This window comes from Methanolobus sediminis (assembly GCF_031312595.1).
Lineage (GTDB): Archaea > Halobacteriota > Methanosarcinia > Methanosarcinales > Methanosarcinaceae > Methanolobus > Methanolobus sediminis.
The window spans coordinates 2,656,285-2,682,773 of record NZ_CP133592.1; the positions used below are offsets into that span (position 1 = coordinate 2,656,285).

Here is a 26,489-nt window from a genome sequence, read left to right on the forward strand (position 1 = left end):
TTAGTCATCTCCCCTGAAATTGACCAGTTTTGAAACACCAATTTGCCTGTCATCACCTATCTTTCTCTCACCAAGGCAATAAGAGCATAAAGCTCCTGGCATGGTAAACCTGAGCGTTGCACCCTGAAGTGTATCAACTGAGCTGGTTTTCTCAACTTGCTTTGCAAGGTAGAAACTACCCTGTCCTGTAACACCGTTGATGTGAATTATCATTCCTCTGGGGTTGACCTGTCTCACCCTGTATGCAAAGACCTCACGCTCAGCCTGGGAGACAATATCGCCTTTGGTTATGACAACGATGTCTGCCATTTTAAGCATCGGACCTATCTTTTTAGGTGTATTGACACCACTGAGGTTATCAATTACACAGATTGCCAGAACATCTTTTATGTGAGGAGAACATCGGTTGCAAAGACCTGCACTCTCTGTTATCAGGAAGTCAAATTCCCTGTCTTCAGCCCATTTGATTGCTTCTTCAATATTGCTCACAAAAAAATGGTCGGGACATAGTCCTCCGGAAAGTCCGGTCCTGACAGGGATGCTGTAAGCTGAATAAAGCTCTTCGTCCTGTGCCGAGAGACAATCGAATTTAACTACGCCAACTGTGTAACCCTTATTCCTGAGTTCTTCAACTGTCCTGACAATTATGCTGGTTTTTCCTGAAGATGGAGGACCTGCTACCGTAACAAGCCTCAAACAACGCCTCCGGTTGTCATGAACTGTTTGTTGAATACTTCAGCAATCTCCTTTTTGAGTGCACCGATGTCATTGTTCAGCAGGAAATCCCATCCAAGCCAGTAGAGTGAGCCGACATCATCCATCTTATTCTTGACTTCAGGGTTTGTTGTCGGGAAGTAAGCCCTGGCAGAAATCTCTCCAAACTTCTTTCCGCAAAGGAAATCCGTTATTTCCTTAACCCTTTCAGTTGCTTCCTTCTTTACCAGCATCTGAACCGGACTTACAATTGCTCCTTCCTTTGGTACAGTAATTGAAACCCTAGATTTATCCTGTATCTTCATGGCAAAGAAGTGTGGCATGATATACATTGGTGGTACATCGTCTTTCTTGCTGTCTACCATCTTCACCATCTGTGATGGATGAAGACCCATATAAACAGAGGATGCCAGTTTCTTGATTCCTTCAGTGCCATACATCTGATAGAATGGAAGCAATACACCGTTACAGAAGAATCCATTCTGTCCACGCATGGCAACCTTGTTCCTGAACTCGTCTTTCAGGATATCTTCCCAAGACTGCGGTGCTGGTTTTCCATCCATAAGTTCATTAATTGTAACCAGCACAAGAAGGTTTCCTGAGAGCATGGTAAACTGTCCCCGAGGGTCAGCAAAACCAATTTCTTCAAAATCACTGTTCATTGGTGATGCACCAAGGTCAGTGAAGTATTCATAACTCAGGAAGTTCTCCTGGAATGGTTTATGGTAGAAGCTGTTAATATCGGAACTGATGATTATGTCCGGTAATTCTTCTACCGATGTGACCGAATCCATATATGCGTAGTAGGAAAGTTCGTGGTTGACATTACCTTCTATGAGTGAATGGAGCACATTTCCTGTCTGTTTGCTGTACTCGGCTGAGAATTCATTTAAAGCCCTGTTAAATGGCATCTTCATACCACATGGTAAAAGGGCAAGAAGTGTGAGCTCCTTTTGTCTTTGCGGAGCGTCAGCAAGTGTGAAATCTCCCCGAGCTTCATTGTCTGCCACTGCCTGATTCAGAAGCTCAATGAAGGATTCCTTGTTTACGGATACCATTGAAAGGGCAGTTTTTAGTTTGAGTAATGGTCCGAGTTGTTCAAGAACATCCTTAATCTCGAATTTTCCCATTCCATGCTGCTTGAATATTTTCAGTAAAAAGGGATATTCGCTTAATATCTGGTATACGCTCATTGTTTCATCTATTTTTTCCATATTTATTCCCCTGATACTTTTCCAGTATTTTTGATCCTTATTCTTACAGCCTGTATTAATAGTCTGTTTTTGATATTCAGGTATCCCAATAGTCATACAAACATATAAGTATTATCATCTAAGAAGTAATTTTCCGGCATTATGGTTGCTTTTTGATACTACGTTGCTATCTTCTGGTATTCTCTCTGATTATATTGTTTTTCACCATCATTATGATATATCAGTTAGTAGGTATATTTATTAAGTATTAAAAACTACCATGTTTTAGTCAACAAACACATTAAAAACGAAAAAACAAAAATTGTGAAAGATGCGGTTATCCTGGTTTCATAGCTCTCCCCTCAGACCATGTCCTCTAAGGATTCTAAATCAGTATCTTTCATTTAACACCAGAAGTGGAGTATGAGCGGTGGGGTTGTGTTTGTTGATGGGGTTATTGTCATAATGGGGAAATTAATTCCCCTACAACTTTTCTTGCATTCTGTAATTGACACGAATGAGTTGTCTGTATCTATTTTATACATTGTATCATGAAAATATATCGTAAATCACAAATAATTCTTATAATAATCCTCAATATTTCAGAATGTTTATATAGTACGGACGCCAATGTTAAAATGGTGAGTCCCGTATGAAAACAAGTACATATATTGAAATTAAGAAAGGTCTTCTGATATTTCTGGTCTATGTTTTCCTAATGTTATCACTGGGAATCATGTCACAAGTGACTGGATTTATTTAGCACTAATATTTTCCCAATAGAATTTTTCTTTAATCATCAAGCCCTTTGCGACCAAAGATGTAATTCGCAACTCGCAAAGCATCCTTGTCTCCTGTCTCTTTTCCTTCATCATCACTTAGTTTTACAACAGGTATATCATTGACACTGTGCAGTTTGATGACCATATTCAAAGGCGGACTTGAGCGGAAGAAATCATAATTGTTTGTAAGGCTGGTACCTATCCCGAAACTGCAGTTTATGCGTCCCTCGCATTTTCTTTTAATTTCAATGGCAACATCTGCGGAAAGTGAATCACTGAACACCACGACCTTTGTAAGAGGATCGATTCCCATTTTCTTATAGTGCTCTATGACTCTATCTGCAAAGACGAGCGGATCACCGCTATCATGGCGTACACCATCGTATAGTTTGGATAATTTCAGGTTGAAATTCCTGAAGAAAGGTCCCGAGCCAAAGGTATCAGAAAGAGCGATACCAAGGTTTCCCTTGTAAACATTAACCCAGTTCTCCAGTGCAAAAAGATTAGCATTTCTCATTCCTATCAACGCGGAAATTCCCATTATCCATTCATGACCTATTGTACCAATGGGTCTGACGCCGTATTTCTTTGCAAGATAAACATTACTTGTACCTGAGAAGGTCTTACATTTGTGCAACATTCTGACAGCAATGTCGTGTATTTCAAAACTGCGTCTTCTGCGGGTTCCGAACTCTGAAAAACCACAATTGTTCTGTTCAAGCTCCACACCTATGTTTCCCATGAGTTTTGCGTAATCCTGTAATAGTTCATCATAATCTCTGCTGGTATCAGGGTCTGTATTTTTCCAGTCACTTTCTACCATGTCAAAATAAAGCTCGGAAATTGTTGCCATAAGGACAATCTCCCAGAGAATGCTGCTATGCCAAGGTCCTTTTATTATAAGGTCAAGGTTTGAATCTTCAGTCAGGGACACAGATACTTCTGAAGGGTCAAAACGATAATTCCTTAGGTATTCTATATAACTGGGTTTAAAATAAGGGCATTCAGCTTTCAGCCATGTGTATTCGTCATCTGCCAGGTGGAATAAAGGAAATTCTTCCCTGATCAGCCTTTTAAGCTCTTCCACAAATTCCGGTGTGAAGCGCTGTTCTCCCCTGTTGGTGAACCTGTATTCTGCAGATGCCTGCGGGAACAGCTCAAGAACTGCCATCTGCATGGTCAATTTATATAGGTCGTTATCCAGTACTGAGCAAATCAAGTTGATTCATCCCCATAAGTCAGTAATAAATACTTGCTGTAAAGCTTCTTACATGCCTACACTCTTCATCTATATATCATGTTTGATTGTGTTCACTATTTTTACCTGTGAATTACCGGAATTTACCCGTGAGCCTAAAGTAAATCAGGTAATGAACAAGCTTGACAAGATTTGTATTGAGTTGGCATTTCAACAGGTTCAGAAATTGACATGATAACAATACATCTACAATTATTTTTTATCATGTAACTGGTCAAATATCGAAGATTTATACAGAGCCAATCTCTCCTATTTTACTCATATGCATACATAAAAATAATCAGCAAGAATATAAAAGATAAGTGCCGCCTCTGGAAATCGACATATTTATATAACAATACTAAGTTCACATGTATTATCTTATAATGAAAGGATTGTAGTAAATTAAGCAATATGTATATGTTATTATTTATGAGTTAATTTTTATTAACTCATAATCGTTGGTTGTTGAAACATATACTCAATCTACAGGGTGGTACAATGAGCTATGTATATGCAGCCGTAATCGGCATACTGATAGGCATCTTTATCTTCGGGCTAAAGACCGGAGTTGGATGTGGCTTTTCAACGGTAAAGAAAAAAGATGTATTGATACTTGCAAGTGGTTATTTTCTTATCCCCATCATACTTGGAAGCCTTGTGGAAATGGTTGATCAGTCATACCTGGAAGGGGTTGCAGATCTTGGAATGACATTACACGTTTTCATTGCATTGTTTCTCATTGCTGCAGGTGTTTACACACAGAAAAAATGGAACTGCGGACACGATGTCTCAAAAAAGACCTTCCTTGTAATATCCGTCCCCTGTCCGGTATGTCTCACAGCTCTTTTCGTATCATGCATGATACTGGCCTCAACCCTTGAAATGAGCGGCTGGAAGGTCGGAATCATTGTAGGACTTGTATTCTTCATTTCAGTAATATCATCAACATTCATCTTCAGGAAAATGAAACGTACACCCGAAGATCTTGGAACCACAATGATGTTTCTCGGGCTTTTCTATCTTCTCGGAGCAATGATAGTTCCCGCTTACATCAAAGCAAAAAAACTCAGCATGGAATTCAGTACAGGCGGAGATTTCGATATAGTTCCTCTGTTGGTATTATCAATATTCATAATTGGAGGCTATGCGCTCAATAGCATAAGAGGTCAATAAAAATGGATGCTACTTCATCGTTATTTGGTATATTATACACATTTTCAGCATCATTGCTGTACCCGGTAATTATCATTCTCATATTGCTTGTGGTATTTTCTTTGATGCTCATAGGGGAATTCCTTTCGGAGTATTCAAAAAGGCACAGAGATATCGAAAACCTTGAACTTTGCTGTAATGCTGTCAGGGAACATGTGGGTTCCCAGGAATATAATAAGGCAGCAAAGTCTCTTCGCAACATTAAACAGAATTTCATGGTAATGAGCTTTGCAGAATCTGCAGCCGGCCATCTGGAAAAGAACATGTTACCAGCCATAGAATGGCTTTCTCAGGAATATGAGATAAGAATGGCAAAGAGGCTGGAGCAGACCAGGATTGTTGCGACGATCTCACCAATGCTTGGTCTTATGGGAACACTTATCCCTCTTGGTCCTGCACTTATCGGTCTTTCACAGGGAGATATCGTGCAGCTTGCAAACAATCTTATGATCGCTTTTGCAACAACTGTTATCGGACTTTTTGCAGGAACAATTGGTTACGTTCTCACCCAGGTCAGAAAAAGATGGTATTGGCAGGACATGGCAGATATCGATTATATCCTTGACACGTTGGAGGTTGAAGAGTGAAAGGGAGGAGAAGGTACAGGCGAACCGGACTCATAAACAACGAGGATGAGCAAAACCCCTTAACAGGGGTTGCCAACCTCTTTGATATTGCCATGGTTTTCTCAGTTGCATTACTCGTAGCACTTGTTATGTCTTACCAGATGCCTGAGCTTCTAAATCCTACAGAGGATATCACTCTTGTGAAAAACCCTGGCCAGAAGGATATGCAGATCATCATTAAGGAAGAAGGCAAACCCCTTGAGGTGCTGAACATGACCGATCAGATCGGTGGCGGTACCGGGGAGGCATTGGGTACGGCATACAAACTTGCCGATGGCAGGGTTGTTTATGTACCTGAAGATGAGGAAGGTGGTGAAGAGGAGGTAGAAACTGCTACTTCCGATTAATTTTTTTTCTAATATTTGAGCAAGTTGATTTGTTTTAAATCAACTGCAATTTACATAAGTGGTTGGTGGATAGGAACATGAAAACATGGTGGAGCATTTCGGCACAGCCTGCAAGCAAAGTAGCCGAAATGCTGCACGTTATCGAGGGATAACATGCAGGAAAAGAGAATAATAATATTATTCATAAGTCTATTGTTGTTACTTTCACTAACAACAACAGCATCGGCAGAAGAAAATGAATATTATCTGGTCGCTAATACGACCAGTGATGCAGATGGGAATTTTGTATTTGAGGCTATTCCTCAGGGAAATTATACAATAATTGCTATTAATGAGACACTCAAAAAAGGAAACATTATTTACTACAATAAGGAACTTGGCATAAGCGTAAATGAAACTGATATTTTGAATTTTAATGTGTCACTCGACAGTGGTGGTGATGTCGATCATGATGAAGTGGAGTCTCTTTTAGCTTCAAAATCAAAGACTTCATCAATATCAGGAAGAACTTTTTACTATTCGTCAGGAATGGGTAAGGAATATTCAAAAATATGTACAATAGCACTGCTTTATGCCAATGAATATGTAGTTGCAAGTACAACAAGTGACGCAAACGGAAACTTCACACTTGATGATATTCCTGAAGGAAATTACACAATAGTAGCTATTAATGAAACAATCAAGAGTGGAAGCACCACCTATTACAATAAGGAACTTGACATAAGCGTAAATGAAACTGATATTTCAAATTTCAATGTATCACTTGATAGTGGCGGAGCTGTCGATCATGATGAAGTGGAGTCACTCTTAATCTCTAAATCAAAGATTTCATCAATATCTGGAAGAACTTATTACTATTCGTCAGGAATGGGTAAGGAATATTCTAAAATATGTTCAGTCCTTCTTACAAAAAGAGATTCAGTTGAAGAGGTCTCAAATGCTCCACATCTGAACGTATCCATAATAACAGGGTATTCTTCATATGAGGAAGAACTTGCAAATTTTACAGAGAGGATCAATTCTAATTCTGAGTTGAACATAACCGTAAGTTCGTATATCACCACTAACTTACCAGATAATATTAGTCTGAGTAATATGGATATCATCTATATTGTGATGGTTACTCAGAGTGCATCTGAATTTGAAACTGCTGTTCAGGAAGCTATTGATAATGGTGCATTGGTAATTGGCTCAAATACATATTTGCCTGAAAGTAATTATACAATTCCTGCAGATGAAGACGAATCCAGCTTTAAAGAACTTCTGTCTGATTACTGGTCAGGAACTTCCTTTGATAACACTAATTTAGACAATTTAATATTTTACTTGGCTCAGGAATACTATGGCCGTACGGATTTAACTGTAGAAGATCCCACTGGTTTACTGAGGGCTATTTATCATCCATCAATGAATGGAACTCTAGTTGATTATTTTACAAACGATGCCGATGAATACTTTAGCTGGTACACTAATAGGTCAGATGGGCATGTTTTTGACGTAATTGCACCTACAGTAGGTATTACATTTTATGGTTCTTACTATCCTGACGACATGGATCCTATAGACAAACTCATAGAAGGGTTTGAGAACAGGGGAATAAATGTAGTTGCATGCTATGGAAACTCTGCCAATACTATTGATGATTACTTTAACCACAGTACTGAAACAAAGGTTGATACAGTTGTATCGTTCAATTACCGTGGTAACTACTTTGACATCGAATCGCTTGGTGTTCCTGTCATGAACGCTGTTCTCAACGGTTACATGAATACCAGTGAATGGATTGAATCCAGTACACCTTTACCTGAAACAAATATGCTCCGGATATATGGTCCTGAAACAGATGGTCTCATAGATTCAATTATGATTGGTGCACTGGAGACTTTTGTAGAAGGCAACACTACCGTTGAGAAATACATCGGTCACGATGATCAGATAGACTGGCTAATTGACCGTACAATTGCACAGGCTGAACTTGGAACTGAGGATGAGTCTGACAAAAAAGTTGTCATTCTTTACTACAACCACGGTGGTGGAAAGGACAACATAGGAGCATCATATCTGGAGGTCATGCCAAGTATTGTGAACCTGCTCGAAGGAATGGCAGACGAAGGCTATGACATAAACAGCAGTCTGATACCAAACAAGACTGAACTTGTAGATCTTATTGTCTATCAGGGAAGAAATGTCGGTACCTGGGCACCGGGAGAACTTGAAGCACTTGTTGAAACCGGTGAAGTTGAGCTTATTCCTGAGAGCACCTATCTTTCATGGTTCAATGAACTTCCAGAAGAGAGAAGGGAAGAAGTAGTTGATATGTGGGGAGAAGCTCCTGGCGAGATAATGGTGTACACAGATGAAAATGGTGACAAGTTTATCGTTATCCCTAAGATCAATATCAGTGACAATGTGATTCTTGCTCCACAGCCAACAAGGGGATGGTTGCAGGATAATGAAGTGCTCTATCACGATACAGAACTCCCACCACATCACCAGTATATCGCATTCTATTTCTGGTTACAGCACGAGTTTGATGCTGACGTTATGGTAAATATGGGGAGACACGGAACAGTTGAATGGCTACCAGGAAAGGACTTCTGTCTGTTGAGTGATGAATGGCCTGCCCTTATGGTCGGTGACATACCTGTCATCTATCCATATGTAATGGATGGAATGGGTGAAGGTATGCAGGCAAAACGCAGGGGCAATGCAATTATTATCGATCACCTGATACCACCTGTTGTGTCTGCCGGTCTTTACGGAAATTACAGCAGCCTTAGCAATGACATAACTTCTTATCAGACACTGAGCACTGAAAATGACGAGTTGAAACAGTCATATCTGCAGAGTATAGTAAATTTGACACTCGATCTTGGACTGGATTCACAGGTCAACATGAGTCTTGCAGAGGATGAAACTACTATTGATGAATTCCTCGAAGAGCTGGATGACATACTCACTGAACTGAAGAGTCAGTCCATGCCATACGGTCTTCACGTCCTTGGTGAAGCACCTGAAGGAGAAGCTCTTGTAGGAATGGTCAATTCTATGCTTGGAGATGAGTTCACAGATCTTGTTGCAGTTTACAATAGTTCTGATAATGCATCCACTGACTTGCTTTCACTGGTACTGCTGGACAATATGTCCACAACTGCAGCCCAGATACAGATACTTGGAATTTCTGAGGCAGATGCGGATATAGATTCACAGCTTAATACCTCCATAAACTACGCTGAATTACTTGGTGAGGCTGATAATGAAGTACAGCAGGTACTGAATGCAATGGATGGAGAATACATCAGTGCAAACCTTGGCGGTGACCCGGTACTTCGTTCCGAGACGCTTCCGTCAGGTAGCAATTTCTATGCATTTGATGAGCAGCTCATACCTACCGAAGAGGCATGGAATCAGGGTAAAGCACTTGTTGACGAGTGGCTTGCAGAATATTATGCTGAGAACGGTGAGTATCCAACTAAAGTGGGATACATACTCTGGGCAGGAGAATCCACACGTCATCAGGGAGTGATGGAATCCCAACTTCTCTACATGATGGGAATCAAGCCTGTCTGGAATGCTGATAACAGTGAAGTTGAGGATGTTGTGGTAATCAATTCATCAGAACTTGGAAGACCACGTATCGATGTACTTGTACAGATATCCGGTCTTTACAGGGACACATTCCCGATGAAGGTTAAGCTGATCGATAAAGCGGTTAGACTTGCATATGAACAGGGAGAAACTGACGAGTATGATAACTATGTCACTCAAAATACGGATGCAATTCAGCTTGTTCTGAATGAAACACTGGAAGATGGCAACCTTTCACTTGACATAGCACAGTTCAGAGTCTTCGGTCCTGCTGACGGTGCTTATGGTACCGGAATGGCAAATGCAGTTGATTCCAGTGACACCTGGAATGACACCAGTGTACTTGCAGAACTCTATGTCAGCAAGATGAGCTATGTCTACGGAGAAAATGTATGGGGACAGACGATATCCGAATACATCGAGCAGCAGACCGGTCGTGTAGTTGATATCGATAATTCAGTGGTCTTTGAGAGCAATCTTAACGGAACTGCAGCAATATTCCATAGCAGAAGTTCCAGTACATATGGTTGCCTTGATACTGATGACTTCTACCAGTATATGGGTGGCTTGTACAATGCTATCAAATACATCACGGGTACAGGACCTGATACTTATGTGGTGAACCTGCAGGATCTCAATGATGCGGAGATTCAGACACTTCAAACATACCTCACAAACGAGCTGTATGCTAGATACCTGAATCCATCATGGATTGAAGGAATGCAGCTTAGTGGTTATGAAGGTGCACTTGCAATGTCTGACTTCATTGATAATCTCTGGGGATGGGAAGCGCTCAGTCCGGATCTTATCAGTGATGATGTCTGGAACAGTGTGTATGATACCTACATGAGTAATGCAGAGCTCAGCAGCTGGATGCAGGAAAATAACCCATATGCATACCAGTCCATGCTTGCAAGGATGACTGAAACTATTAGAAAAGAAAGTTGGGACGCTTCAGATGATACTCTTAATGATCTGGTATCCCAGCAGATAAAATCAGTCATTGAGAATGGAGCCACATGCTGTCATCACACTTGTGGAAACATTTTGAATCAGGAATTTATTACAGGAATTGCACAGGCACTCGTAGATGCAGGAGAATTGACTCAGGCTGAACTTGACAAGTATCTGGAAATTATGAAAGAAGCCACTACTTCCAGTATTGTGTTAAAGGATACTTCTGTAAGTACTCCTACTTCTACTTCTTCTGATTCACTCAACTCTGTCCAAAGGGCAATGGCTTCTCAAGCAGCAGCCAACCAGAGCTCAACATCTGAGTCAGGTGGTGCCGGAGTAAACACAGTACAACCTCTGGAGGAAGGCTCAAAGTCCACTCCGGATGACTATGTAGAAGGTTATGAAATGACTCGGTCGAGTGTTTCTGATGCCACCTCACCTAACAGTCCACCGATCTCAGGTTCTGATGTTCTTGCAATGGGATTTGTAGTTACATTAGTAGGTTCAATTTACATTGGATTCTGGAAGAGGAGAAAGATATGAAAACTTTTTAGGCGCATTTATGCGCCTGCTTTTACAATTGTAAAATTAAACAGGGTATAGGAACGAGAAACAATTAAGACACTCCCAAAAAGCCGCCAAGCAAGAATTGGGAGTGTCAACACACGTTATCGGGGGATAACATGCAAGAAAGAAGTATATTGGTAATACTATTAAGTGTATTGTTGCTGGCATCAGCAACAACGATCGTATCGGCAGACGAAAACGATGTGAACGTCACCATCATCACCTATGATGATGCAGAAGTGATTGATTATGCTAAAAATGCAAACATCTACAATGAAAGCATAAATGTTCAGTATTTTACAACAAAGGATAATCTAACTGATATTGATCTCAGTAACCAGGACATAATATTTACCTACATGCTTTGGGGTTCTAAATACGAACAATTCTCCGACGAGATGGAGAAGGCAAAGGCTGAAGGAACTACTCTTGTGAACATTGCAAGTTACATTGACACATCCCTATATGATTACGATTTTAGTGGAGGCGAACCCTACGGAAGTGATGATGAGAAATACTTCTTCAATATGGGGATGAAGGAAGAGTTCCTGAGGGTTAATGCTGAAAATTTCATAATATACCTTGCAAAGACCTATGGAAACAAATCAGCACTTACAGATAGCTGGGAATGTGAGCCTCCCGTACTGCTTCCACAGGGCCTTTATCATCCGGATGATGATGTTTACTGGTTTGACACCACAGAAGAATATCTGGAATGGTACCAGAATGAATCTAACGGTGAACACCACATATATGATCCTTCCAAACCTACGATCGGCATATGGTTCCATAAATCAGATTACAAAGATGGTAACACAGAGGTTGTCGACGCTCTTATATATGATCTTGAAAGCAAGGGCTGTAATGTTATAGCTGGTTTTGATACATTCCTAAATGTGAGCGGATATTATTGTGATGAAAGCGGAGAATCATTGGTTCAATGCATGATCTCCCTCAAGAGCTTTGGAATGGACGTAAGCACATATGAAGGATATGGCCTGACAGAGCTCACAAATCTTGATGTTCCTGTACTGAAGGGCATGGTTGCAGACCCTGATTCCGGGGACCCTGCAGATGCTAACAGGGGCATCTCCAACGAAGAAGCTGTAAGAAAGACAGTCAGTCCGAATATAGACGGTATCTTCGAATATATCGTACTTGGACAGAGCAAGATGATCAAATACGGTGTCTATGAGTACGAACCAAATGATGCACAGATCGATTGGATGGCTAACCGTGCCATCAAATGGGCGGAACTTAAACGCATGGATAATCCAGACAAAAAGGTAGGTATTATCTATTACAACTATCCATCCGGTAAAGACAACGTAGGAGCAAGTTACCTGGATACTATGGCCAGTATGATGAACCTGCTCAATAAGATGAATGAAAGTGAATACACTCTTGACAATGTTCCTGAGAACAAAACAATTCTTCAGGAAATGATAATGGAGCAGGGAATAAACGTAGGTTCCTGGGCATCTGGTGTCCTTGAAGAAATGGTGAACTACCGAACTGAATGGGGACTGCAGCTTGTTCCAATGGATGAATATCAGCAATGGTTTGAGAACGAGCTGCCTCAGAATCTTCAAGACGATGTAATAAATGAGTGGGGAGAGCCCTGGGCAGATGATTTCCCTGAAGACAAAAAACTCATGATGTGGGAAAATGAAACTGGAAAATATATTGTAATCCCAACTGTCCAATGTGGTAACGTATGGCTCATGCCACAGCCTGCACGTGGTTCTACTCAGAATGATAACGTGCTGTACCACAGCTCCGTTGTTCCTCCTACACACCAGTACATTGCATTCTACCTCTGGCTTAACAAAGACTGGAATCCGGATGCAATTATCCATCTTGGTACCCATGGTACACACGAATGGCTTCCAGGACTTGCATATGGAATGAACAGAACATCTGACTGGGCACCATTACTTCTACAGGATCTGCCTAACATCTATCCATATATCGTAGCAAACGTAGGAGAAGGACTTACAGCAGAATATCGTGGAAATGCTTTGATCATTGACCACCTCACACCAACCCTTGAACGCGGAGGTCTGCATGCTGAGATGGCTGATCTTGCATCGAACATCCAGGTGTACTATGACCCTGCAATTACAGATGAAGTGAGGAATGGTTACAGAGAAACGATACTTGACCAGATGGTGGAACTCAATCTGGATAATGACCTCGATGTGAATGAATCCATGATAGATTTCTACAGGACAAATGATTCACAGTTCCAGTTTTTTGTTAAAAATGTGCTTCATGAATATCTGGAAGAGATCTCCGAGGAGAACATACCCTATGGTTTCCATGTACTCGGAGAAGTTCCGCCTATGAATGAAAGCGGACCAGTTGATGATCAGATGTCTGTGATGGTAAGATCAATGCTTGGAAGCAGCTTTGAAAATCTGATATTCAGCACCTTCTATTCAGACACGACTGAGTATCCACTGGGAATACCATATAATGATACAAAGATAGACTGGCTTGTATGGGAAGTTGTTACCAACAATACAGCCCCTTCAATAGCACAGGATATGGTATATGGATTCAATGATTCTTCAGTAACTTCTTTACTTGAAAATGGAATCATACACAGGGACAACCTTATCGCATCTGCAACTGAACTTGATCGGGTTATGGATGCTCTGAATGCTGGTTTCATACCACCTGGACCCGGAAGGGACCCGATACAGAATACCGATTCAGTACCCACAGGCCGCAATTTCTATGGAGTGGATTCAAGATTATACCCATCTCCAACCACATGGGAGCTTGGATCAAAACTGGCACAGGATCTGCTTGTGGACTACTATGACAAATATGGAGAATATCCAAGGAAAGTATCTTTCTCAAGGTTCGGCGTGGAATTCATAAGGGATCATGGTACACTTGAAGCCGAGATGCTCTACATGCTGGGAGTCAAACCAGTTTGGGATGACACTTCAAAACAAGTCATCGGCCTTGTACTTATGAACGAGTCCGAGCTTATGCCAAGCTACGGTGACTACCCTGGCAGACCTCGTATCGATGTGGTCTATGCAACTGCAGGTATGAGAGACGCATTCCCTGATAAGATCCAGATGATAGATGAGGCAGTAAGACTTGCCAACACTGCTCCGGCTGGTAACTATACCAACTATGTGAACGAGAGCACGATTTCAATAAAAGAGGCATTGATTGAAGCTGGCTATGATAATGAAACTGCTGAGCTTATTTCCACAATGAGGTGCTTCGCTGTAAGGGATGGTACTTATGAAATAGGTATTTCTAATGCTATAGAAGCAAGTGGTACATGGGATGATGAAGCCCAGATAGGAGAGCTTTACCTGAGTAAGATGGGATTTGCCTATGGTACTGAACTCTGGGGCCAGGAATGTTCTGATCTTCTCAAACAAAACCTGATGAACGTTGATGCTTCGGTACATTCGGATTCATCCAACCTCTATGATACACTGGACAATGATGACTTCTTCCAGTACTTCGGTGGCCTTAACCTTGCAACCAGATATGTTTCCGGTAAGACACCAGAGATGTATGTTTCAGATACAAGGGATTCTGAAAACAGCGGAATGGTCACCATGCAAAAGTATCTGAACACGAATCTGCGTTCCAGGTATCTCAATGATAAGTGGATAGAAGGCATGATGGAGTCTGAATATGCCGGTGCAGGAATGATGTCTGAATTTGTGGACAATCTCTGGGGATGGGAAGTCTCCGACCCTAATCTTGTTGACGATAGTATGTGGGAGAACGTGTATAACACCTACATTAACTCCGAAATGAAGGAATTCTTCAATGAATACAACCCCGGAGCCTATCAGTCCATTACTGGCAGGATGCTGGAAGGTGTACGTAAAGGATATATTGACCTACCTGAGGATACCGTCAACAATCTTGTGAATGAATACATGGAGTCAGTTGCAGAGTATGGTGCAACATGCTGTCACCATACCTGTGGAAATCCGCTGTTGGACGATTTTGTACAGGGTAACATGGGTATGGTTAGTCAGCAAGTCTTAGATGCGTACAAGAAACAGATGTACGATGCAACCCTCAGGGACGATTTTGTGACACAGGAACAGACTGACACCAGTTCATTAAAGAAAGCAGATAGCTCTCTTAATTCTGTCCAGAGAGCCATGGCAGCAGGTTCATCAAACCAGACCATGACATCTGAGGCCGGAGGAGCAGGAACGGATTATGACACACCTGTACAGGATTCTGCAAAATCTACACCTGACAACTATGTGGAAGGTTATGAGATGACTCAGGAAAGCACTACAAGCAAATCTGAAGGTTCAACTAGTTTCACTGGTTCTGATATAATAGCTTCAGTATTGGTGCTTGGTGCTGTAGGATTTATGTATTTTGGTTTTGTGAAGAGAAAATAATAAGAGATTTGTTCCGGGCACTTTGAAATAAGTGCCTGTTTTTTTATTTAACATGTATTGCTATGTATTTTCTGACTCATATCTGTGGGTGGTAACGCTGTGGTAACTAAAGACAAAAGGAAAATTAACGAAGAGATCCAATCTAAAATCTTAGAAGTTCTTTCTATAAAAGACATGCATCTGGCAGAAATCTCAAAGGGGTTGAATATTTCAAGCGCATGCGTTTCAAAACATGTACGTATATTGGAAGATGCAAACCTTGTTGAAAGAAATATTTTGGGAAGAAGTCATGTTATATCACTGATAAACAAACACGAAAGTAAAGAAAGTGATAACAAGAACTTATCTGAATTGGAGTTATATATTATTGAACGCCGTTTTCTCGTCTAAATTGAATACGCCTGAATGGGGCGAGGGTTGAAATCAGAGGTTCTATGATCAGTAATCAATTATTTCTCAAAGCAATCCGTATTAAAATATGAATGTACTTCCTTATCCAACTTCACTTTCAACCCGGATTTTTCCGTTGTGCATCTCAACGAACTTTTAAAGCTCAAATTTTATCTTTCCGGCAATCAAGTTAGTATAGATTAATATAGTTTCATACTATCATATTGTACAAAGCTACAAAAGGGAAGGATATTTTTGAGTAGCAATGCAATCACTGATGATAATGCCGTGGATAGCGTTATGGAAAAAATCTATCTGGAAGAGTTCAGGAACCTCAGGTCTGAAATAAAATCCCTGAAAAAAGATGTCAACAGGGCACTGGAGATATCCGGTCACAGACATTCGGATGCTCTTTTCATGGAGATGAAGGGAGGATTTTCAAGACCTGTTATCCAGTACATGCTGGCTGACACAAAAGAGAATCTTGGAATTGGCCTCGATTCAAGTTGTGGGAATGGAGATTCCTGTAAATCTGCTTTTTCAGGTTTGCTTCAGGAAATGGCATTGCTTTTACTGGAAGACCGGATAAATGAGGTATCTCTGGCAGAATTCAGACAGAGATTTGAAGATCTTAAAGAAATGGCGGTTTTTGAGAATTGTGACAACTGCCTGGAAAATGCAACCCGGATATTTGAAAAACAGGTGGATCTCATAAGGTCATTTAGTATATCTTCTGTGGAGGAACAATATTCTCTGGTTTCTGTGGATATCGAAAATATCTCTGATGACATAGTAAGCCAGATATGTGAACCGCTTGCCAACAAGCAAAGACTCTGCATTCTTCGCCTGCTGAACTCATCCATCAGAAGTTTTTCTGATATATCCAAAGGCACAGGTCTTAGAGGTGGTAATCTCCTGTTCCACCTACAGAAGCTTTTAGATACTGATATGATAACCCAGAGAAGTGAGCGTGGTGACTATATGATCACAAGAAAAGGCCACATGACATTAAAAGGAATGGCCGAGCTTTTTGAAAAGCTCAGCAAAATCTGATCATTCGATTTAATTAAACAAGTATGGTATTATGAAATTTTAATCAACACTCGTTCCACATTGTATAAATATCCATAATTTCCTGAGCTTTTTCTTTTCCCATCTTTTCGGCTATCATCTCAAGGAATATGGTCATATAATGAGGCTGCACACATCCAAGGCTCTCTTCACCTGTTTTAATAAGTGAAAGGAGATACTCAAGATCATCTGCATCAAGAGCTGAGATTCTAGTCTTAAAATCCTCTTCATTTTTTGCATAGTGGTTTGAAAGGGGAGGAAGTATTGATTTGTATGGTGCCTTTGAACCTGCACATTCAAGTCCTTCACATTCAGGAGCTACCTTCTTCAATACTGCTATGTCTCTGGGGGAAAGTTCTCTTGCCATGGTAATTACCTATCGTTTTTTAATTAGTCCAGTATGTATTTTTTAGGTACATCCTATATTATAATTAATGAGCTTTATTGTGCTCATGGTTTTTATGTTAAACTATCATTATTTAAAGAACACCTTTGAAGTAATGTCCTTCATCATATTCCTCTTCTCTTGTGTTCTTAAGCTTAATTTGTTTTCCATCAAACGCTTTCCTGAAATTACGGGTGATATCCTTCACATCATCCCTTTCATAAAGCGAGAGGTCAAGTCTTAAAACATCGGCACCCGTTCCTGATAATTCTTCCAGTTTTTCCAGCATATTAAGGACAGTGGAATTATAGATAAGCGTACGTTCATCCTTCCTTTTGACAGGGAATGAACCCTTGATACTATCTATCAATAGGATCTCACTATTCTCTTCTATTGTACCGTCCTGAATAAGAGGTTTTAGAAGGTCGTTCTTTGTAACAAGTAAAAGCTCACGTCCATAGGCCAAAACTTCTATCTGAGTGTCAGGATTTGTGTTCCTGCAGACAGCCTTGGTTTCTTCAAGGTTCAGTTCGGTTGAAAGGGTAACACGATAAGCTCCGGATATTCCAAATGCATTTGCTGTCCAGGCATTAAAGGGATTGAACTCTTTCTGCGCTACAAATCCGGTTCCAAGTTCTTTTGCAAGCTGCACTGTTCCATAATTGGAACACGCAAGTTTGAATCCAAAATCAGTGACCTGCTGCATGAGTTGTTTTAATTCAGGCATTTCTTCTTCAAAAGAGATTGCAGGTGTCATGATAACCAGTTCAATATTCTTTTCTTTCAGTCCCATTGTCCTGAGAATATTGTCCTCGTTCACCATTTCACTGAAAAGAGAGATGGGTGCATAGATAATATCTGCTCCTGATTTTGATGCGACTATTACAGAATCTATATCAGAAACCTCAACACTCAGCAGCGGTTCAGTTCTTTTTTTGCCATTCTTTTTCCGGTCAAACCCTGTGGAAACATCAGGACAAGGACGGTTACGTCCATGCATATCAAAACGTGATTCAAAAAGCTTGTCAACTGCTTCTCTTCTAGTGCCTGAAAGTGCTCCAAGAGGGATGAATATGTTGTCATCGACATCCAGAACTATATCTTCCGCATGGAAAGTGGTATCCCCAAGTTTTCCAAGTGCCGTAATCATTTGTTCTCTGCTTGTGGGAGCTTTCTTTGCTTCTTCTACAACATAATCCCCAACAGCTTCAGTTTCAAGATTGCGGCTTTTGATGTTGATCTTCAGTTTTTCTCCTTTGTGTGCATGAATAGTTATGGTAAGAGGAGTTGTCATCAGGTCCATATTATGCAGTCTTTCAAGCATCTGCGGGTCCATGGAAACATATACTTCATCATGCTTTCTGACAGACTTGCTTGTTTTAGGACTTATCAACAGGGTTGCAGTTTCACCTTTGTGTGCAATCTCAACAGGCTTATCGTCAACAAGAATGCCATCAATACGACAGCCGATTATCCTTATTTTAGTGTTTATGCTTATACCGTCATTGACCTTGATGTCCTGTTCAGGTACAATGGTCAGTCTTCCCTCTTCCTCGGATTTGACGATGTTTGCAACTTTTCCAAGATAAGCACCGTAGTTTGCACTGTATTTGCGCTGTGTCACGTCTTCCTCACCAAGCACAAATCCCCTTGTAAAACCTCGGTAGAATAATTTTGCAAGCTCGGTTTCCATTTCCTCAAGCTCTTCACCTGTGAAGTTCTCCCCGCTTTTGCAAACTTTCTCTGCAACTGCCTTGTATGTTCTTGCACTGGCGGTCACGTATTCAGGCTTCTTCATCCTGCCTTCGATCTTAAGACTTTTCACACCGGTCTTAATTATGTCTGAAAGACCCGGGAAAGTGCAGAGTTCAGCACAGCTTATCGGATAATCGCCCACAATATTGCTGTCAATTATCTTTCCGTCTGCGGACATCTTGTATTGTCTTCTGCACGGCTGGAAACATGCTCCACGGTTTGCACTTCTGTCAGTTATAGCAGTACTGAAAAGACATCTTCCTGAAAATGAATAACAAAGTGCACCATGGACAAAGAGTTCGATTTCAATGTTTGTCTTGTCAATTATGCTTTTAACCTGCTCAGTTGTCAGTTCCCTTGAAAGGATGACCCTGGAAGCCCCTGCATTAGCAATGAAGTCAACACCCTGCGGGTTGTGGATAGTCATCTGGGTGCTTGCATGTAACGGAAGATCAGGGAAATGTTCTTTCAGCAGGAAGAAAAGACCGAGATCCTCTAAAATAATGGCATCGATCTTGTAGGAATATGCCTTGTGCACAACATTAATGGCTTCCTGCATCTCGTGTTGTTTAAGCGGGATATTGAGGGCCAGGAATACTTTTACTCCATAGGAGTGTGCAAGTTCGATATTCTCTCTTAATTCTTCAATTGCAAAGTTCTTTGCACCCTGGCGTGCATTGAACTCTCCGACTCCCAGGTAAACGGCATCTGCTCCTCCTTTAATGGCAGCTCTTAAAGCTTCAGGGTCACCGGCAGGTGCCAGTACCTCAGGAGGCGTGCAGACTGAATTCATTGAATTATAATTAGTATGCATGCAAATCAGTTAGATCAGTTGTAATCGTCTGGTTCGTTACCATCATCATATTGTGATTCTATAATAGTACCTTTTCCTACAAGCAGGTTATATGAATCGTTTGGTTCATTGTATTTGACAAGGACATTGAATATCTTGATGATACTGCCATATGGCACTTTTGTGAGAACTTCGTTATCCTCTGAAAGATTGTGGGTAGGGATAACAGCATAGACCGCCTTTTTTGAAGTACCGTCACATACGCGGAAAAGTTTATACTTCTCATCCCCAAGGTCACCTGACATAACAGAACAGACAACATTGATGCGCTTTTTGCTGTGTTTTTCAATTTGTGACAGGCGGGCAAACCTTGATTTTGCAGACAGATCAATAAAGTGCTTTGCAAGTTTGTCCTTTCTAAGTATTGCATAAGAGTATTTGATGTCGGTATTGATGTAGCGGTATGGTTCATCACACTCGGCAAGCTTTTCCATGAGTCTTGTAGTTTTTATGTCCTTTTTCTGCTCAAAACTCCAGCAATTTTCAAGGCTGCATTCTCCTGACCACAGGAATGTACAGGGACTGTATATCCTTACACCCATTTTCTTCAGCATAATAGTAAGTCTGCGAAGCTCGGTTGAATTTGTCTTGTCCGCAGGTTCTATAATAATGATATTTCCATCCTGCGAGAGTTTTTCAGCCATGCTTTTTACAAGACTGGCTTTCTCTTCAAGGCTCATGTCTTTCATTTCATTCAGTACATTGGAAAAGACCATGAGGTCAATATTATCCGGCAGCTTTTCGATGTCAAGTTTTGATACATCTCTCCTGATGGGCTCTTTTACTGTGACATTAGATTTGACAGCTGCATATTGTGGTACCAGGAAATTATAAGCCTCTACATTCTCATCGAAAAGTTCAACGGAATATATCTCGGCCTTATGGTCATCCAGACGATTGTACATATCGATAAGCGCCAACGGGATTGTACCGGGGCCACTTCCGACATCAAGTATTTTCATACGGGTCTTTAGTAGTCCGTCCTTTGCCATTTCATAGAGCAGGTACTGGAATTGTATAAAATAGACTGGAAACTGGTATGCCAGATAGCCAAGTACGCTGTAGCCTTTTTCATAACTTATGTTCCTGGAACTGCTTTCGTTCCAGTAGCTTGCTTTCTGCATGCGTATGGCTTTTCTGATATTTTCCAGTGTCTGTAGATCGTCCCAGCTTTTACTTGTTTTTTTCTCAATGTACTGCTCGATAAGACGTTCAAGTTTTCGGGAAACTGAAGCAGATTTAAAGAACTGTTCGTTCTTTTTAATTTCGTCCTCACTGAGTATCATCTGCGTGGCGGGAGATGCACGAACAATATGATAATCTTCATTTTCTGGAATTATATCAACGCCGAGATCGAAAAGAACTGGTATAAGTGTCTGGTGTATTTGTTTAAGAGATGTCTCTTCTTTCAGATAATCTCTTAATTCGGATAGCATGAATTCATGTTTCATACGTGAAACATATTTGAATGTGGATAAAATCTCCCTGTCTGACATTATGGAATCATAGCCAGTTACCTATGATAAATATGCTGATGGAAAAGTGAGATTAAGTGATGAACCATCTCATATGTTATCGTGTATGCTATCAAACATTAGGCCATGGCGTGACATTTATATATAATGTGGTTGTAGTCAAATTTAGTTGTCTTAAAACAAGTAAATTGGATATCATCCAAATATCATGGCAACAGATGTCAATTAAATGCATATAAATCTCCTTTGGACGAGGGATTAAATCATTTAAAAAGGACTGTCTATATGGAATCAGAAAAACCATTGTTTCGGAAAATACTTCAAAAAGCACGGGAATCCATTCTTAATTTTGACAGCAACGAAGCGGAATCTGCTGTAAGGGAAGCAGTAGATGCCGGCATGGACCCTGTCGACCTTATAGAACTTGGATTCATCGAGGGAATGAAAGAAATGGGAGATAGATATGAGAAAGGAGATGTTCCTCTTTTACATATATTCGCTGCCTCCAGAATTATGGAAAGAGGTGTTTCTCTTCTCAAATCTTGTGCAAATGAGAATAAGCTTGAACTGAAAATGTTCGGTAACATTGCCATGAATGCATAAGGCAGACTCCGACCCTGCCTTATGTTCTTTTTACCTACTGTAATATTTATTACTGATAAGTTCCCATCTTTTTATTATGGGAAGTTCTTCCATAGATGAAAAAATCCTGATACGAAGATCAGACACACTTATCGCTGATGGAAACTATGAGGAAGCTATATTCTACCTGGATATGATCCTTATGGAAAAACCGGATGATGAAGAAGCCCTTTCCATGAAAGGACTGGCTTTCTGTCTTAAAGGCGAAACTGACAGGGGACTTGATATACTGGAAGAGGCCCTTTCAATAGATCCATTTTCAAAAAAGGTCCTTATCATTTTTGCAGATGCATGTCTACATTCTTCGATGCCGGAAAAGTCTCTGGAGATACTTGACAGAGCGATAAGCTACTATCCGGATGATGATGGTTTCCTTATGCTCAAAGCTACTATACTGGGAGCTATGAAAAGGAATGTAATGGATTCTTATCTAAACTGATTCAAATCATTAATTATTTATTCAGACACTTTCTATTTATTTATATGAGCTGGTATGTAATAGATGTGATAGACAAGGCAATAGAAAGGACAAAAGCCTGTCTTTTCGAGCCTTTTGACATCATGAAGTGGTTGAAACTTGCAATTATAGTCTTTTTCATAGGTGGATCAGGTGGTTTCAATAGTGGTGGAAACGGGAGATATAATACCTCAGGAGGAGAACCTGATCTATCCTGGATTCCTGATAGTTTTACAGATTCTATGAGCAATTTGTCTCATCATCTCTCATCATATTCAGATACGACATTGTTTCTTGTAATTGCTTTACTTTTAATGCTGCTATTTTTGTTAGCCATTATTTTAGGATATATAGGCAGTACAATGGAATTCGTGCTGGTGGATTCACTTGTAAGCAATGATGTCAGGGTACGTGAGTATTTTAAAAAGTACATGGGTAAAGGTCTTGCACTTTATATTCTGCGCCTGATATTGTTGTTGATGTTTATTCTAATATTAGTTTTAGTGTCGTTACCTTTCATATTCATGATATCCGCAGGTGACTCCGGGTCTTCAGGAGCATTAGGAATAGTTGGTATGATCTTTGTGATAATTATTGCTGTTCTGGTACTTGCCATTATTTTAGGAATTATAGGTTCATTCGTAAACATGGCAATTCCTGTTTCCATGTATCAGGGCTCAGGTTTTTTCTCTGCAATCGGAAATGTTTTCAGGCAATTCAGAGCTGACTGGAAACAAATAGTCATTTACTGGATAGGGCGAGGTGTTCTGGGAATTGCCGTTGCCATTATAGCTGGTATTTTAGGCCTGATAATACTCGTCATTCTGCTACTGATCTTAGGAGCAATTGACCTTGGATTATACTTTATTCTCAATATGTTACTGCCCGGGACTATACTATGGTCGCTGCTAATATCAGTGGTTGTCGTGGAGTTACTGCTTCTAAGCTTTGCATCGGCTATGATCAGGATGCCATTTTCTGTATTCATGAAGTATCACATGCTCGGTTTCCTGGAATTATGGTATCCTCTCAAGATGCCAATGTTCGATGAACATTACCGTGTTCCAGGCAGCGGTTCAGACCAATGGATCGAAGAAGCTATGATTCCAGATGAATAAATAACAAAGATGCTAACTTTGCTTACCATCTTTTTTCCTTTCTTTTTTACCGGATAACTGATATTCTCTGCCAGCTTTTCCTTTGCTATGAAAAAGGTGATACTTGCCTCCGCGTCTCCAAGAAGAAAAGAACTGCTTTCCACTCTTATTGGTCACGATTTTGAAATTATTGTCAGTTCCTATGACGAGAAAGCAGTTGAAGATCTGGCTCCGGTAGATCAGGTAATGCATCATTCAAGGGAAAAAGCAATTGATGTTGCAGGAAAAGTGAACGAAGGCATCATAATTTCTGCTGACACTGTTGTTGTATGCGACGGAGAAATCCTGGGTAAACCAGGCGATGACGATAATGCCAAAAGAATACTTCGGAAGCTGAGTGGCAAAAAGATACAGGCAATCTCAGGGATCACTGTGATGGATGTGACTACCGGCTCAGAAGTCACAGAATATGAGCTAACATATATCCGGATGCGTAAAATGTCAGATGCTTTCATCGTGGAATATATCAATACCGGAGAAACCGAAGGGAAAGCGGGTGCATTTGCAATTCAGGGAAAAGGTGCAATACTAGTTGAGAGGATCGAAGGCGATTTTTTCAATGTGGTAGGACTTCCGCTTTATAGGTTATCGCAGATGCTTGAAAAGTTTGGAATTGATGTTCTGGATGAAGTTACGAGAAACGAAACAAAATAGCAGAATAGTGTGAGTATTGAATTGTCAAATAAAAAAGTAAAGAAAGCTAATCTCTCCGATCAGCAATCTTTTTTCCAGCGCTTCAGAATTCCCATTGCACAAAGCATCGCAACAATGAATACTGGTGTTTCAAATCCTGGACTTTCTTCTTCATCTTTTGTAGTTGTTTCTTCCACTGCTTCTTCTTCCTCAGTAGGCATTTCTTCCACAGGAGAGGACGCTGCTACCAGGGTATATGTAGTGGGTGTTTCCAGTTTAAGGTCATGCAGTTTTATTGATGATGTGGTTGCTGCACTGGAAGTAACTTCCCCGTCCACGATAACATCCACGTAGAAACTATAAGATTCATCTGCCGGAACTGTCATCCTCACGGTAGCTCTTGTTTTCTGGTTCTGTCCAAGATTATAGGCAACTGCACTGCCCGGGTATCTTGTGTAATCATCAACAATTGCCGTGACAACCACAGTAATCTTATCCGCCTTTTCTCCCTGATTGTAAAGGCCCGGTGAAGCTTCAAATATAATGTCCTCACCATAGTTCGTTGCCTGGATGGTTTCGATCATAAGGTCAGTAAGTATTACATTTGGAACTTTTTCGGTTACTTCACTTACCAGATGGACATAGGTTGAAGAATCATCTACAAGACTGCCATCCTCAAAAAGCTCGATGACAACAAGCTGTTCTCCGCTTTTAGGAACATTTAAGGAAATTGTCTTGTATGATTGCTCCTGGGCCTTCAGGTAGCCGACACTTTCCTCGTGTTCTGCAGTAATCAGATTTGTAGAAGGATCCTTTGATTTCACTTTAATGGAAAGTGAACCGGTATCTGTGTCCAATGGGTTCATCATATAAGCTGTTACTTTAAGTTCGAACTCTTCGCCGTCCGGTGTCGACATTACATCTACATTTGTGATAACCGGGTGTGGTGTCTCTTCGATCAGATTCTGATTAATGCATCCGCTTGAGACGCAAAAAGCAAAAATGAAAAAGAAAAGCAGAAGGTTCATAACTTTCATGTTACCGCCTACAGTTTAACTGTCAGTATAAGTGTCTGCTCATCTACGACATTATCGCCGTACATAAGTTTAACATAGACATCGGTTTCCCCGTTTGGAGCATCGCTTTTCACTGGTATCTGGATACCTTTGGTATATGATGTTCCACTTCTGGCCATGGCTTCATTAATATCCATTGAAGTATCATCAGCAATGAGTTCATTGTCTACGTCAAATTCAACTCTGAGGAGACCTGCAGGTATTGTGCTCTGTCCATGGTTCTTCACGGAGAATGATATAGTTGCATTTTCCCCTTTCTTAAGTTCCCATGTTTCGGATGATGTTGTACGTAATGAACTCATGTTCTCAACAAATCCAAGGAACTGGAGCTGTGCATCAGGCGTTATTATCACATCAACAGGTAATGACTTTGTCTTTGTGATCTGCTTACCTTCTTCATCCATACCTGAAAGATAACTGATCGTTACGGCAGAGTCATTAACATCTGTGTCAAATGCAGGTGCAGTGATCTTTGCATTAAGGGCTGATGATTGTGCAGTTGTTTCTTTACCTGCTATGTTCACTGATCCTGTTCCTGTAACTGTAAATGGCATGAAACCTGAAACAGTCACTGATTCAATAGCCTGGGTATCATTGTTCGTTACTGTGAGCGATATGTCCTGTTCCTGGAATTCTTTAATAATTACAGGACTGGTGCTGACAAAGACATTGTCAGGGCTGACCGGATCGGCCGGTTGTACTGTGTCTGTACATCCGGATACCAGCAGCATTGCCAGTACGGACATCGCTATGATCATCTTTCGGACTAGTTCTGTCATATAATAACTACCTCACATTTGAAAGTACTCAAAAGTTTAAATATCCTTTGTTATTTTTTTTTGTTGATATGATTTTTTTTATTTAATAATAGCCTGACCAGTTTTTTCCAGTTTTCATCCTGGAATTACTTTCTTATGCTCTGCACTCATATACGGATGATAAGCAACGATCAGAGGTCTCTTT

Annotated in this window: 19 protein-coding genes; 11 read left to right on the forward strand and 8 right to left on the reverse strand. The window is 40.6% G+C overall.

Features of this window, described 5'->3' with window-relative positions; all coding sequences use genetic code 11:
- The 3 genes from RE474_RS13145 to pncB form a co-directional block, all read right to left on the reverse strand.
- Nucleotides 1–696 (reverse strand): GTP-binding protein, encoded by a 696-nt coding sequence (locus RE474_RS13145; RefSeq protein WP_309310815.1) that lies wholly within the window; start codon nt 694–696, stop codon nt 1–3.
- The gene (locus tag RE474_RS13150) at nt 693–1,928 is read right to left on the reverse strand and encodes an ABC transporter substrate-binding protein (protein ID WP_309310816.1); all 1,236 of its coding nucleotides are present in this window, start codon (nt 1,926–1,928) and stop codon (nt 693–695) included. Before RE474_RS13150 ends, RE474_RS13145 begins: the two co-directional genes overlap by 4 nt.
- A 771-nt stretch (nt 1,929–2,699) precedes the next feature.
- Nucleotides 2,700–3,908, reverse strand: a complete 1,209-nt coding sequence (gene pncB, locus RE474_RS13155; protein WP_309310817.1) for a nicotinate phosphoribosyltransferase — start codon at nt 3,906–3,908, stop codon at nt 2,700–2,702.
- 519 nt (nt 3,909–4,427) lie between these two features.
- Here pncB and RE474_RS13160 point away from each other — a divergent pair.
- The 7 genes from RE474_RS13160 to RE474_RS13190 all read left to right on the forward strand — a co-directional run bounded on the left by RE474_RS13160 (nt 4,428) and on the right by RE474_RS13190 (nt 17,075).
- The gene (locus RE474_RS13160) at nt 4,428–5,102 is read left to right on the forward strand and encodes a DUF2162 domain-containing protein (protein WP_309310818.1); all 675 of its coding nucleotides are present in this window, start codon (nt 4,428–4,430) and stop codon (nt 5,100–5,102) included.
- Nucleotides 5,103–5,104: 2 nt separating this feature from the next.
- Entirely contained in the window at nt 5,105–5,728 is a 624-nt protein-coding gene (locus RE474_RS13165) for a MotA/TolQ/ExbB proton channel family protein (protein ID WP_309310819.1), read from the forward strand.
- On the forward strand, nt 5,725–6,114 hold the full coding sequence (locus RE474_RS13170; protein ID WP_309310820.1) for a DUF2149 domain-containing protein: 390 nt from the start codon (nt 5,725–5,727) through the stop codon (nt 6,112–6,114). Before RE474_RS13165 ends, RE474_RS13170 begins: the two co-directional genes overlap by 4 nt.
- A 153-nt stretch (nt 6,115–6,267) precedes the next feature.
- Nucleotides 6,268–11,202 (forward strand): cobaltochelatase subunit CobN, encoded by a 4,935-nt coding sequence (gene cobN / locus RE474_RS13175; protein ID WP_309310821.1) that lies wholly within the window; start codon nt 6,268–6,270, stop codon nt 11,200–11,202.
- A 140-nt stretch (nt 11,203–11,342) separates the two neighbouring features.
- Nucleotides 11,343–15,632: a cobaltochelatase subunit CobN gene (locus RE474_RS13180; protein ID WP_309310822.1), complete on the forward strand. Its 4,290-nt coding sequence runs from the start codon at nt 11,343–11,345 to the stop codon at nt 15,630–15,632.
- Nucleotides 15,633–15,731: 99 nt separating this feature from the next.
- Nucleotides 15,732–16,022: a winged helix-turn-helix domain-containing protein gene (locus RE474_RS13185; RefSeq protein ID WP_309310824.1), complete on the forward strand. Its 291-nt coding sequence runs from the start codon at nt 15,732–15,734 to the stop codon at nt 16,020–16,022.
- 255 nt (nt 16,023–16,277) lie between these two features.
- Nucleotides 16,278–17,075 carry a winged helix-turn-helix domain-containing protein gene (locus RE474_RS13190; protein ID WP_309310825.1) on the forward strand — a complete coding sequence of 266 codons (798 nt, stop codon included), beginning with the start codon at nt 16,278–16,280 and terminating at the stop codon, nt 17,073–17,075.
- A 43-nt stretch (nt 17,076–17,118) separates the two neighbouring features.
- Here the strand turns inward: RE474_RS13190 and RE474_RS13195 are convergent, their stop codons facing one another.
- The 3 genes from RE474_RS13195 to RE474_RS13205 all read right to left on the reverse strand — a co-directional run bounded on the left by RE474_RS13195 (nt 17,119) and on the right by RE474_RS13205 (nt 21,582).
- A complete protein-coding gene (locus RE474_RS13195; RefSeq protein ID WP_309310826.1) occupies nt 17,119–17,460 on the reverse strand; it encodes a hypothetical protein in 342 nt (113 codons plus the stop codon).
- A 112-nt stretch (nt 17,461–17,572) separates the two neighbouring features.
- The gene (locus tag RE474_RS13200) at nt 17,573–20,026 is read right to left on the reverse strand and encodes a U32 family peptidase (protein ID WP_309310827.1); all 2,454 of its coding nucleotides are present in this window, start codon (nt 20,024–20,026) and stop codon (nt 17,573–17,575) included.
- A 35-nt stretch (nt 20,027–20,061) separates the two neighbouring features.
- Nucleotides 20,062–21,582 (reverse strand): small ribosomal subunit Rsm22 family protein, encoded by a 1,521-nt coding sequence (locus RE474_RS13205; RefSeq protein ID WP_309310828.1) that lies wholly within the window; start codon nt 21,580–21,582, stop codon nt 20,062–20,064.
- Nucleotides 21,583–21,846: 264 nt separating this feature from the next.
- Between RE474_RS13205 and RE474_RS13210 the strand changes: the two genes are divergently transcribed.
- The 4 genes from RE474_RS13210 (at nt 21,847) to RE474_RS13225 (ending at nt 24,471) form a co-directional block, all read left to right on the forward strand.
- Nucleotides 21,847–22,164 carry a cobalamin B12-binding domain-containing protein gene (locus RE474_RS13210; protein ID WP_309310829.1) on the forward strand — a complete coding sequence of 106 codons (318 nt, stop codon included), beginning with the start codon at nt 21,847–21,849 and terminating at the stop codon, nt 22,162–22,164.
- 76 nt (nt 22,165–22,240) lie between these two features.
- Nucleotides 22,241–22,642, forward strand: a complete 402-nt coding sequence (locus RE474_RS13215; protein WP_309310830.1) for a tetratricopeptide repeat protein — start codon at nt 22,241–22,243, stop codon at nt 22,640–22,642.
- Between the two features lie 44 nt (nt 22,643–22,686).
- Nucleotides 22,687–23,778, forward strand: coding sequence for a DUF7544 domain-containing protein (locus RE474_RS13220; protein WP_309310831.1), 1,092 nt, complete (start codon nt 22,687–22,689; stop codon nt 23,776–23,778).
- An 87-nt stretch (nt 23,779–23,865) separates the two neighbouring features.
- The gene (locus RE474_RS13225; protein WP_309310832.1) at nt 23,866–24,471 is read left to right on the forward strand and encodes a Maf family nucleotide pyrophosphatase; all 606 of its coding nucleotides are present in this window, start codon (nt 23,866–23,868) and stop codon (nt 24,469–24,471) included.
- A 59-nt stretch (nt 24,472–24,530) separates the two neighbouring features.
- Here the strand turns inward: RE474_RS13225 and RE474_RS13230 are convergent, their stop codons facing one another.
- Both RE474_RS13230 and RE474_RS13235 read right to left on the reverse strand, forming a co-directional pair.
- Nucleotides 24,531–25,487 carry a DUF7490 domain-containing protein gene (locus tag RE474_RS13230; protein ID WP_309310833.1) on the reverse strand — a complete coding sequence of 319 codons (957 nt, stop codon included), beginning with the start codon at nt 25,485–25,487 and terminating at the stop codon, nt 24,531–24,533.
- Between the two features lie 8 nt (nt 25,488–25,495).
- Nucleotides 25,496–26,305: a COG1361 family protein gene (locus RE474_RS13235; RefSeq protein ID WP_309310834.1), complete on the reverse strand. Its 810-nt coding sequence runs from the start codon at nt 26,303–26,305 to the stop codon at nt 25,496–25,498.
- Between the last annotated feature and the right edge of the window lie 184 nt (nt 26,306–26,489).